Annotated in this window: 5 protein-coding genes; all 5 read left to right on the top strand. The window is 37.2% G+C overall.

Translation table 11 applies throughout. From position 1 onward, the window contains the following. The first annotated feature begins 237 nt into the window (after window positions 1-237). Window positions 238-1365 carry a sensor protein KdpD gene (locus tag ACNQGX_RS17825; protein WP_417978567.1) on the top strand — a complete coding sequence of 376 codons (1128 nt, stop codon included), beginning with the start codon at window positions 238-240 and terminating at the stop codon, window positions 1363-1365. Window positions 1366-1587: 222 nt separating this feature from the next. After that, complete coding sequence (locus ACNQGX_RS17820) at window positions 1588-3312, top strand: ATP-binding protein (RefSeq protein WP_417978565.1); 1725 nt, start codon at window positions 1588-1590, stop codon at window positions 3310-3312. Window positions 3313-4093: 781 nt separating this feature from the next. Continuing rightward, window positions 4094-5224 (top strand): helix-turn-helix domain-containing protein, encoded by a 1131-nt coding sequence (locus tag ACNQGX_RS17815; RefSeq protein ID WP_417978563.1) that lies wholly within the window; start codon window positions 4094-4096, stop codon window positions 5222-5224. Window positions 5225-5726: 502 nt separating this feature from the next. Then, entirely contained in the window at window positions 5727-12689 is a 6963-nt protein-coding gene (locus ACNQGX_RS17810) for a tandem-95 repeat protein (protein WP_417978560.1), read from the top strand. A 61-nt stretch (window positions 12690-12750) separates the two neighbouring features. Next, window positions 12751-13206 (top strand): PorP/SprF family type IX secretion system membrane protein (locus ACNQGX_RS17805; protein ID WP_417978558.1); only part of this gene is annotated, 456 nt, incomplete at its 3' end.

Here is a 13206-nt window from a genome sequence, read left to right as displayed (position 1 = left end):
CGTGCAAACACAAACGGCTTAAACACGCTATAGAGTCTAGTTCTATGACTGACTTAAAAACAAAATTATAAAAAAAATATAGATTTATTTGGAAATCAACACAGAATCTATGTGGTTCAATTTTTAATGCGTTTGACCTGAATATTCTATATGCAATGATAATAGGTAATTCGCTTGTGAGATTTTGTCATTTGCAAATTGCCTATTCTCAATTGTCAATTCTATAAAGCAATGACAATGGAACAAGAAAAAGAAAATAACGTCAAGCACTTTCTGGATTTAATACAAAAATCACGCAAAGGAAAGTTTAAAATCTACATTGGGATGAGTGCCGGTGTGGGCAAAACGTTTCGGATGCTCCAGGAAGCACATACTTTATTGAAAAATGGTATCGACGTAAAAATTGGATATATCGAAACGCATTTTCGCAAAGAAACCCATGAACTGCTAGATGGTTTACCGGTAATTCCAAGACGTACGCTTTTCTATAAAGGCAAACAACTCGAGGAAATGGATATGCAAGCTATTATCAATTTACGTCCTGAAGTGGTTATTGTTGATGAATTGGCGCATACGAATATTGAGGGAAGCAAAAATGAGAAACGTTGGCAGGATGTTTTGGAGATTTTGGAAGCGGGAATTAATGTGATTTCGGCAGTGAATATCCAGCATATTGAAAGTTTGAATGAAGATGTGAAACGAATCACAAATGTTGATGTTCAGGAGCGAGTTCCGGATAATGTACTGCGATTGGCTGATGAGGTGGTGAATATTGATTTGACATCGGAAGATTTGATTGCCCGTTTGAAAGAAGGGAAAATATATACTGCAGATAAAATTCAAACGGCTTTGAATAACTTTTTTAAATCAGATCAAATTTTACAATTGCGGGAATTGGCGTTGAAAGAAGTTGCGGGTCAAGTGCTTAGAAAAGTAGAGAATGAAGTTCCGAAAAATAGTGCTTTTCGACATGAAAAACTGTTGGCTTGCATTAGCAGCAATGATAAAACGGCTAAAATTGTTATCAGAAAAGCGGCTCGTTTGGCTAGTTATTACAACTGTAATTGGTATGTTTTATACGTGGAAACACCAAAAGAAAGCAGCGATAAAATTGCATTGGACAAGCAACGTCATTTGATAAATAATTTCAAATTAGCCACGCAACTTGGAGCAGAAGTGATTAAAATTCAAAATTCTAATATTACAGATGCCATGCTTAAAATTGTGGAACAAAAAAACATTACAACGGTTTGCATCGGAAAACCACACTTCAATTTATTTAAAGTAATTTTGTCAACAACGATTTTCAGACGCTTATTGAATAGTCTTTCGTTATCGAATGTTGATTTAGTAATTCTGTCTTGATTGGGGCAAGTTATATGTTAGAAATTATGTGTTAAAGGGGAAGTGTTGTTGATAGAAGTCTAGAATTATCAGGCTAGAATATATTTGTAAATAATATAGAGGATGTCAAAATAGAACTACGAGTAATAACCACAAATTGCAAATTGCAAAAAAATAACGTCTGCCTTAACGTATAACTTCTAGCGAATAACCCATAACGAATAGCTCTTAACAAATTAAAAGATGAGAATTAAAACCAAATTAAACTTGGGCGTTGGCTTACTTTTTCTAATGATAATCATTCTGTCATTAGTGGCTGCGTTTTATATTTTTTCGATAAAAAAAGACACTGAAAACATTCTGAAAGCCAATTACAATACGCTCGAATATTCTCGGAATATGCTCCTTTCATTAGATGAAATTAATGGCGATGAAGAAAAAGCAATTGTTGTTTTTGAAACGAATCTTAAAAATCAGATTGCCAATATTACGGAGATTGGCGAAGATAAAGTGACGTATAATTTGCAAAAAAGTTTTGATTTTTTAGAAAAAAACAGGACTGATGAAACTATAAAAAACCAAATCCGTCAGGACATTTTCGAAATCATGAAATTGAACATGATTGCTATTAAAGAGAAAAGTGATATTGCTTCACATACCGCAGAAACCGCTAATTTATGGATTGCCATTACAGGTACGCTTTGCTTCTTGATTGCTTTCAATCTATTAGTGAATTTGCCCAATAATATTGCCAATCCAATAAAAGAGCTTACTGGAAGTATCAAAGAAATTGCCAATAAAAACTATTCGGAACGCGTGCATTTTATGAATCATAACGAGTATGGCGATTTGGCCAAATCGTTCAATACGATGGCCCAAAAACTCGAAGAATACAGCAATAGTAATCTGCATAAACTGTCTTTTGAAAAGAAACGATTGGAAACGCTGATTAACAATATGCACGACCCGATTATTGGTTTGGATAATCAAGGTGTAATTTTGTTTGCGAATGATGAAGCATTGAAAATTATGGGTTTAAAATCGGAAGAAGCTATCGGGAAATTGGCTTCAACTTTAGCATTAACAAATGATTTGATGAAATCCTTAATTATAAATAATTTATCAAATGAGCATCAAAAATCACTTCCGATGAAAATTTTTGCCGATGGAAAGGAAAGTTATTTCGAAAAAGAAACGGTAACAATTACTATAAAACCAACGGGAGAAGACCAAACTATCATTATTGGTGATGTGATTATTTTAAGAAACATTACTGTTTTTAAAGAATTGGATTTTGCCAAAACTAATTTCATTGCCACCGTTTCACACGAGTTGAAAACCCCAATTGCTTCGATTAAAATGAGTTTGCAATTGCTTGAAAAACCAGAAACTGGAAGTATCAATACCGACCAAAAACAACTCATTGAAGGTATCAAAGAGGACAGCCAGCGATTGCTTAAAATTACAGGGGAATTATTGGAATTATCACAACTGGAAACAGGAAATATTCAGTTGAATATGGAAAAAAGTGATCCGTACGAGATTGTGAATTATGCCATTGAAGCGATAAAAGTGCAAGCCGAACAAAAGCAAATTGAATTGCGGATTGAAGCGGAGCATAATTTGCCGGAAGTGAAGGCTGACAGTGAAAAGACGGCTTGGGTTTTAATTAATTTTCTAACCAATGCTATTCGATATTCTTCGGAAAATAGCAGTATTACGGTACAATTGAAAAAAGAAAATAATCAGATTACTTTTCAAGTGATTGATACCGGAAAAGGAATTGACAGCCGTTATAAAACTAAAATTTTCGATAAGTATTTTCAGGTTCCCGGCAGCCATAAATCTGGTACTGGATTGGGCTTAGCCATCAGCAAAGAATTTATTGAAGCGCAAGGAGGAACCATTGGTATTGAAAGCGAATTGGGACTGGGAAGTACTTTTTATTTTAAATTGGGTATTGTATGATTGAAATATCTGAATTTTTGAAATCAATAGAAATTCAATAGTAAGTATTATGACTGTCCGCAAAGCGGACTAAATTTACAGGATACAAACGCCTTGAAAAAGGGAACCACGAATTGCACTAATTTTCACTAATTTTTTAAAAATTAAAATAGGAATTCGTGGCAATTCATGTAATTCGTGGGAAAAATGGGTGTTTATTTTTTCGGTATTATTTCCTTATTAATAAAAGCCTTTCAAAACTTCGGTTGTTTCGTACTCGGTTGAGCCTAAATCATCGTGTACTTTCACAGTATTTTCGTTACCATCTTCAGCTCTGACCCAGAATTATCAGGAGTCATTTTATTGAAACATCACCCTGTCTTTTTTGGGATTGATGGCATAAGATGGCATGTGTTTTAAGAAAAAATATCTTTTTATATCGCTTAAAAAGCGCTAAATGTTGATGATTGTGTATTTTATCGACTAAGCAAGTTTTTTGTCGACATTATGGAGAGAAATATCGACTCATTCGTACTTTCGTGTCCGAAAATTTCAGATAGTTATTGGTTGACATTTAGATAAAATTTACTCTTTAAAAAATAGTTTTAATTTCAATTGTTGTTATCCAAAAATAAAAAGCAGGGAGTAATCTTTCGTATTGATAATTAGAAATAAATAATTTTCTGGATATCAATTAGATGTATATAAGAGGCAACTTTAAAATTGAATTACTCGATTTAACTGGAATATGAAAAATGAATTTTGCCCCTTGATTTGAATGAATAATTAAATTGTTAAACGTATGACCTTAGATAATTGGCCTAAACACATTCAAAAGTATCTCTTTCTTCTTAAAGATGGTTTTTTTGAATTTCCTTATTTATTCAATTCTCCGCAGATCATGTTGGATAGCATAATAAAATTACCTATAACGAATCATATACCTTCAAAGCAATGCATTTATTTAAACACGCCCCTTTATAAAGCGACAATGCGTTACCGTGAAATAGAAGAGGGTTTTTGGCTTTTGGCTACTGAAATGGAGGTAAAGGAAAATATAATCGCTAAGTCCGGCTATGATGAAAATCTATCCAGTGATTATTATTTACTGACATTTTCTGTTTTTGAATATAAATTTCCTTTCAAAGATTCGGAAGACGTTACACTCCTTAGTACTTGCTGGACTTTTAGCAAACCAGAAACAGAAGTGACAACCTATTTCTATAAAGGTACAATTGGTAAAGTCTTTAGTTTTGCCATCAATAAGAAATGGGCTGATCAAAATCTTTCCTCTAAAAAAATCCCTCAAAGGAAGGCTATTAGAAGGTTTTTAAATGGTAAAAAAGGTTCTTATACTTGGTTAGACATCGTACCAAAAGCGCATGATTTGGCAAAAAAAATTGCAAAAAACTTAGAACCCGAATGTGAGGGAGAATTTGACACTGTGGATTTTAAAAAAGACTGTATGAAGTTAATTATCGAATTTTTTGATAATTCTTTTGAGGACAACCGTATTTTAGATAATGTTTCGTTAAGCAATTTAGATTATTATAATGTTGCCAAGGCCGAGAAAATGATTTTGCATAATTTACATCTTCCTTTTGTAGGGATTGGATGTATTGCAAAGGATGTAAATACTTCACCCACAAAATTAAAATCAAATTTCAAAGCGGTGTTTGGTTTTTCGATGTTGCAATATCACAAAGAAAAAAACATGCTTCTGGCAATGCAATTGATTCAAAATTCGGATATCCATATCCAAAATATTGCAACAGTAACCGGTTATGACTGTGCCGGTAGGTTTGCCTCCAAATTTAAAAAACGCTTTGGCAAACTTCCGTCTGAAGTGCGTTTTTTATTTACTTCTAATGCTTTTATTCCAATTATTTTCACTTTGAATAATTATTTTTCTGATTTTAATCAATTTTTTTAACGCATTTGTTTTTTAATTCTAAATGTATAAATCGCTAATTTACATTGTTTTACAAAACATTAAAGTCGATTTTGATACGCTTATTTTTTTCAAGTAAATACTGTAAATCTAACAAACAGTAAAAATGTCCGAATTGACTATTTAGCCAATTTTTTCCCTTTTATTTTTGCAGTCTTAATTATGTTGATTTTTACTACAAATACGTGATAAACAATCGACTGTGGGAAATTATGATGGACATACGATTTTATTCATTTTTGGTTTTCGGTTTTCTCTTTTTGAAAAGAATAGGGATGGTTTTGCTAACGAATAAGACAATGATTGTCCAATTGTCTTATTTAAGGAATTGAGTTCGGCAATTTTTATTTAAAGAGTTAAGTTAATTGAGCAATAATGGCAGTATGTTTTAAATAATAGGGGGTATTCCTATAAAGTTTTCTCGATATATTTTATAAGTCACATGTTAAAAAAGTTATTCCGTACAAATACAAAGTTTTCAAATATGAAAAAAAAATTACTTATTACACTGCTTGTCTTACTGAGTCTTAGCAAAGTTGTCGCACAGACTACGGGATTAATTATTGAGCCAGCTGGTGGATCTGTCTTGGATCCTAATAATGATGGTTATATTTCAACATCGGCGGCTGGATTTTTGGGGAATGACAAAATTAATAGCGAAATAGCTTATAGAACATTGATTGCTGCAGGTAGCGAACCCAGTTCTGATGTTAGAAATGGTCCTAATTGTGGATTCTCAGATTTTGTTGAATCGGTATCAGGAGGTATTGATCCTGTTTTTCATTATTCTAATGCAACAAACTGGTTGTTTAGATTTAGAATGGCCAGTATTGCGCCAAATGCAAAAAGTTATTCGATTTTAATTGATACCGATGGTAAATTTGGATCTAGTGGCCCAAATGCTGACCCAACTTATACAGCATCTAACCCAGGTTTTGAAGTAGAAATAGTTTTAGCTACGAAATTTGGAGCCAGAATTTATAATTTAGAAGTTGCCTGCGGTGCTATAGGTAATCTTGTTAAATCATACCCTGTCGATAGAATACAAAAATCTATTGCAGCTTCTACAGAGTGTACTCAAATGAATTTCTTTTTAGAATTTTATGTTGACTGGGCTGATTTAATACCGCTTGGATTTGATCAGAATTCTGCTATGCGATATGCTATTGTTGATAATATGGCAGCAGATAAGTCTACAATTTGTAGTCCAAGTTCTGCCTCGGATATTGGGGGTGTAAATGATACCGTTTGTGGGAGTTTGGAAAATTGCTTTACTGAAGTTATTAACAATCAGCCACCTTGTTCTCCAAGTTCTATCTCTACGTGTGTTTTTTCAGATTGCCCTGTAATAACTTTGCCTTTGTCACCGGGAGCTACTACGGTAAGTGGAACTTCTACGGAAGCAAGCGGAACGACTATCCGAATTTATAAAAATACAGTTTTAATAGGTTCAACTACTGTAACTGGAGGAGCTTGGTCCTTAACAGGAATTTCGCCAGTACTTGTAATTGGTGACAAGATTTCGGCAACTGCACAAGCGACAGGAGAAGTCGAGTCGGGAACGAATTGTAATAATACTACAACGGTTCTAAGTTCTTGTACAGGAAGAACATCAACTCAAGGAGCAACTATTATAAATGGACGAAAAGGAGCTGAAGGGATATATAAAGGGCCAATAGGAACTATAATTACTTTTTATAATTCTAATGGAACTCTTTATACTAATGCACAACTTTCTGCGAACCCTTTTATTACGACTACGACTGACCTTATAGATGGAATAGTTTGGTCAATAGGAACAGGGAACGGAAACGCAATACCTGATGGCCCATATTATGTTACTTTTAAGTCTCCTGGGGAATGTGAATCTACGGGTGTTTGGCTTTGTTCTTACAATGGAGGAGGTCCAGGAACAACTAACACTCCGGTTATTTCAACGTCTCCATTATTATCCAGTACTAATGTTGTTTCTGGAACTTTGGCCACTACAGTAGCTACAAGAGTATTTTTAGAAGTAATTAGAGAGTCGGATAATTTTGTTAGATCTATACAATCTGTTCTTTCAACAGCTGGTGGAGCCTGGTCATTTTCGGGATTAACATTAAGTGCTTGTGACAAAATAAAAGTATATGCAACGGATGGTACAAAATGCCTTTCGAATAGTGTTGTAGTTTCAGTTGTAAAACCTGTTACTTCAACACCTGTAGTACTTGGTCCTTATTGTGGGACAACAACAATTGTTCGTGGTACTTCTTCAGAACCAAACGGGACTTTTATACAATTGTATGATGGTGCAGCTACAGTAGGTTCACCAACAACTGTTTCTAATGGTTTATGGACAGTTTCTACAGGAATTAGTATCGCTCCATTAACCACAATAACTGCAAAGGCTACAAATTCAACGGATTGTGAGTCTCAAAGTGTTGCATCTTCGGGTGTTATGGTTGGTACTCAAACCACCAGTACCGTTACGATTACACCAAATTCTATTTTAGAAAACACTACATCTGTTTCGGGTACCGGAACTGACGGAAATACGATCAAATTATATATCGATGGCTACCCAGTCTATCAAGATTTAGCAGAAACAACATTGGCTACAACCGTGGTTATAGGTACTTCTTGGACAATATCAACAATTTATGCTAATGCATTATATTCAGGGGGAAAAGTAACGGCCACAGCCACGAGTGGATCAAATTGTGAAGGACCAAAATTAGACGAAACCCCTGTTACTTGTAGCCCTCCATCAAAAACGTTAACGGTAAATCCGGATAACACCACCGTGTGTTCAGGAAGTGTCGTTGCTAATGTTCAAGTGGTTTCTTCTCAAACGGGTGTGGTTTATCAAATCTTTAATAATACGTTATCGGCAAATTCAGGATCATCTATATTAGGAACTGGAGGAACGATTACTTTAACTTCTGCCACGCTTACTGCAAATGCAACGTTGTCTATAAAAGCAATTAAATTTCCTTTTGGTTCTTGTACGGAAACACTTGACGAAACGGTAATCGTTACCGTAAATGCAGTTCCAACCTTATCTTTAGCGGTAGGTTCGGATGCAGCCTCAATTTGTGGTAACACTTCAACAAACATAACTGTTGCTCTTTCTCAAGTTGGTTTTAATTATCAATTAAGGAATGGTACGACAAACGTTGGGTCTCCAGTTGCGGGAACGGGTGGCACTATTAATTTGCCAACGGGTAGCCTCTCTGCAACGACTACATTCAATGTGACTGCCACAGGAGTTGCTCCTTCAAGTTGTACCGGGCAATTGACAGTTACCAAAGAAATTATAATAATACCAGCGCCTACAGTGCCTACAGCTGCAAACGTTAATAGAGACAATTTCAATTCTGACGATGCAGGGACTATTGATTTAAGCGTAACCGGAGGTTCCGGTTCACAGGTGAGATGGTTTACATCAAGCTGTGGCGGAACAGATATAGGTACAGGAAATCCTTTGAATATTGCTTCGCCGACTGTAACAACAACTTATTATGCACGCTGGGAGGATGGTTCTTGTTCTTCTTCTTGTCAAAGTGTAACGGTAACGGTGGTAGCTTCTGGCAACACCGCTCCGGTAGCGGTAAACGACACTTATTCTGTTGCCGAAGAAGGAACGGTAACTTTATTACCATTAGAGTCAGATTCAGATGTTGATGGAAATACATTAGCGATAACCTCAATCAACGGAACCACACTGACTCCGGGTACAGCGCAAGTAATTGCTGTAACCAACGGAACAGTGAACATCACGGCTGCAGGCGCAATCAGCTTTACACCAGCAACCAATTTCAATTCAGTAACTCCAGTAAGTATTGCTTATGTTATCAGTGATGGAAATGGGGGAACTGCTACAGCAAATGAAGAAATCACGGTAACTCCGGTAAACGATGCGCCAGTAGCGAATGACGATGACCAAAGTGCGACAGCATTAACAGAAGATGGAGTTGACGGAACCGTAAATGTTATTGCCAACGATACCGATGCAGACGGAAACCCAACAGCTCCGGTAAATGGAGTAGGTCAGTTTACCGTAGATTTAGATACGGCAACAGCAGGAGTACAAAGCACCATCACAAACGCAACAGGAGTTTGGACCTTAAACACAACAACAGGAGTTGTCACGTTTAATCCAGCGAATAACTATAACGGAACGGCAGTATTGCCTTATACGTTATGTGATCCGTCGGGATCATGTGACAATGGCGATATTACATTTGTGGTCAATGCAGTAAACGATGCGCCAGTAGCGAATGACGATGACCAAAGTGCGACAGCATTAACAGAAGATGGAGTTGACGGAACCGTAAATGTTATTGCCAACGATACCGATGCAGACGGAAACCCAACAGCTCCGGTAAATGGAGTAGGTCAGTTTACCGTAGATTTAGATACGGCAACAGCAGGAGTACAAAGCACCATCACAAACGCAACAGGAGTTTGGACCTTAAACACAACAACAGGAGTTGTCACGTTTAATCCAGCGAATAACTATAACGGAACGGCAGTATTGCCTTATTATACGTTATGTGATGCTTCGGGATCATGTGACAATGGCGATATTACATTTGTGGTCAATGCAGTAAACGATGCACCGGTAGTTGACAATGATACCAATGTAATGTTGGAAGACGGAACACCAGCGACGGGAGATTTAACCGATGCAGGAGATACAGATCCAGATGGAACAACTTTATTGGTGAATACTACACCGGTAAGTGGTCCAAACAACGGAACTATTGTAATCAACACAGACGGAACGTATACGTACACACCAAATGCTAATTTTAACGGAACCGAAGTTATCACCATCGAAGTGTGTGACCAAGGAACTCCAGCTCCGGCAATTTGTGTGAACCAGACTTTGACTATCACGGTAAATCCGGTAAACGATGCACCGGTAGTTGACATTGATACCAATGTAATGTTGGAAGACGGAACACCAGCGACGGGAGATTTAACCGATGCAGGAGATACAGATCCAGATGGAACAACTTTATTGGTGAATACTACACCGGTAAGTGGTCCAAACAACGGAACTATTGTAATCAACACAGACGGAACGTATACGTACACACCAAATGCTAATTTTAACGGAACCGAAGTTATCACCATCGAAGTGTGTGACCAAGGGACTCCAGCTCCGGCAATTTGTGTGAACCAGACTTTGACTATCACGGTAAATCCGGTAAACGATGCACCGGTAGTTGACATTGATACCAATGTAATATTGGAAGACGGAACACCAGCGACGGGAGATTTAACCGATGCAGGAGATACAGATCCAGATGGAACGGCTTTATTGGTGAATACTACACCGGTAAGTGGTCCAAGCAACGGAACTATTGTAATCAACACAGACGGAACGTATACGTACACACCAAATGCTAATTTTAACGGAACGGATGTTATCACCATTGAAGTGTGTGACCAAGGGACTCCGCTTCCTGCAAGTTGTGTGAATCAGACTTTGACTATCACGGTAAATCCGGTAAACGATGCGCCAGTAGTTGACAATGATACCAATGTAATGTTGGAAGACGGAACACCAGCGACGGGAGATTTAACCGATACGGGAGATACAGATCCTGATGGAACGCCTCTATTGGCGAATACCACGCCAGTAGTTGGTCCAACCAACGGAACTATCGTAATCAATACGGACGGAACGTATACGTACACACCAAATGCTAATTTTAACGGAACCGAAGTTATCACGATTGAAGTGTGTGACCAAGGGACTCCGCTTCCTGCAAGTTGTGTGAATCAGACTTTGACTATCACGGTAAATCCGGTAAACGATGCGCCAGTAGTTGACAATGATACCAATGTAATGTTGGAAGACGGAACACCAGCGACGGGAGATTTAACCGATACGGGAGATACAGATCCTGATGGAACGCCTCTATTGGCGAATACCACGCCAGTAGTTGGTCCAACCAACGGAACTATCGTAATCAATACGGACGGAACGTATACGTACACACCAAATGCTAATTTTAACGGAACCGAAGTTATCACGATTGAAGTGTGTGACCAAGGAACGCCGCTTCCTGCAAGTTGTGTGAACCTGACTTTGACTATCACGGTAACTCCGGTAAACGATGCACCGGTGGCCACCTTAACAAATTCAACGAGCATTATTAATGACGGTACAGCCAAAGCGGTATCGACCTTAACCGGGACGGATACCGATGGAACAGTAATTAGCTATACTATAAGTCTTTTGCCGCTTCCTACACAAGGAATAGTATTAATGAATGGAGTTCCGGTAACAGTAAACCAAGTGTTAACTCCGCTTGAAGCCACTAAATTAACATTTGTACCGGCAACAGGTTTTACGGGAACAGCCACATTTATGTATATGGCAACCGATAATGGCAATGCGGCAAGTATGCCATCAACGGTGAATATTCCGGTGGGAAATACACCGCCAACAACTGATGATATACCGAATGTAGTCTTGGCAAAAGACGGAACAGCACATGCTATTCCAGCTTTGACAGGAAACGATGCAGATGGTGCAGTGATCGCTTATGTAATTAAAAGTCTTCCAGATCCAGTGTCAGGGATATTGACTTTAAATGGAGTTCCGGTAACAGTTGGACAAGAATTAACAGTGGCCAGTTCAGCTGCATTAAAATTTACTCCAAATGTAAATTTTGTAAGTGATAACGCTAGTTTCACAATAGCGGCAAAAGATAATGGCGGATTGGTAGACCTTAGCCCAGCGACAATATCCATATCCTTAAAGGAATTGCCTGGCATTGCTATAATTAAAACGGCAACTTTCGATGATAATGACGGCGATGGTTATGCTAAAGTTGGGGAAACTATTACGTATAATTTTGCAGTGACCAATACAGGAAATGTGCCATTGACGAATGTTGTAGTAACCGACCTTTTACCAGGTATTGTCCTTACAGGAGGACCAATATCATTGGGTGTGGGGCAAACCGATACTACTTCGTTTGAAGCAAAATATAAAGTAACTCAAGCTGATATTAACAAAGGAAATGTTGTAAATCAAGCAAAAGTGACTGCTATAAGCCCTATTGGAACTTTAGTGAGCGATCTTTCTGATAATGAAACGGTTGTTGACGATAAGCCTACAGTTTTAGGAATTATAGGTTGTGTTGTAAAAGTATTCAATGCTATTTCTCCCAATGGAGATAAGAAGAACGAGCGATTTTATATCCAAGGATTAGAATGTTATCCTGATAATACAGTTGAAATTTATAATCGCTGGGGAGTTTTAGTATTCGAACGCGATCATTATAATAATGAAGACAGGGCATTTAAAGGAATCTCCGAAGGACGTGTAACGGTAAAGGAATCCGATGGATTACCTACGGGAACCTATTATTATGTTCTGAAATATAAAGACAGTGAATCCAATGCGCATCAAAAGGCTGGATATTTATACCTCAATAAATAATTAGTCAAAACAAATTTAAATGGCTTAGTATAAAACTAAGCCATTCTTAAAAGTAAAATAAATGAGAAAATTAGTTTTAGTTTTTATGTTTTTTTCGATTGCAAGTTTTGCGCAGCAAGATGCGCAGTTTACGCAATACATGCACAATACCATCAATATTAATCCTGCATATGCAGGTTCAAGAGGGGTTATAAGTATTTTTGGGCTATACCGTACCCAATGGGTTGGACTGGATGGAGCTCCAGAGACAAGTACTTTTTCATTAAACACCCCATTAAATAATAGTAATTTAGGATTAGGAGTTTCGTTAGTAAATGATAAAATCGGTCCTACCAATGAAAATACCTTATCGGCAGATTTGTCTTATTCCGTTCCCACATCAGAGGCCTTCAAGCTTTCGTTTGGTATCAAGGCAACAGCCAATTTATTTAATCTGGATGTTAATAAATTAAATCCAGAAGATCAGGATGACCCAAATCTTCAAAATTTCAACAGTAAATTTTCGCCTAACATCGGA

Origin of the sequence: Flavobacterium glycogeni (assembly GCF_048286775.1) — a bacterium.
In the GTDB taxonomy this organism is placed as follows: domain Bacteria; phylum Bacteroidota; class Bacteroidia; order Flavobacteriales; family Flavobacteriaceae; genus Flavobacterium.
The sequence above is the reverse complement of the archived record's forward strand: the minus strand, read 5'-3'. Positions and strand labels throughout refer to the sequence as shown.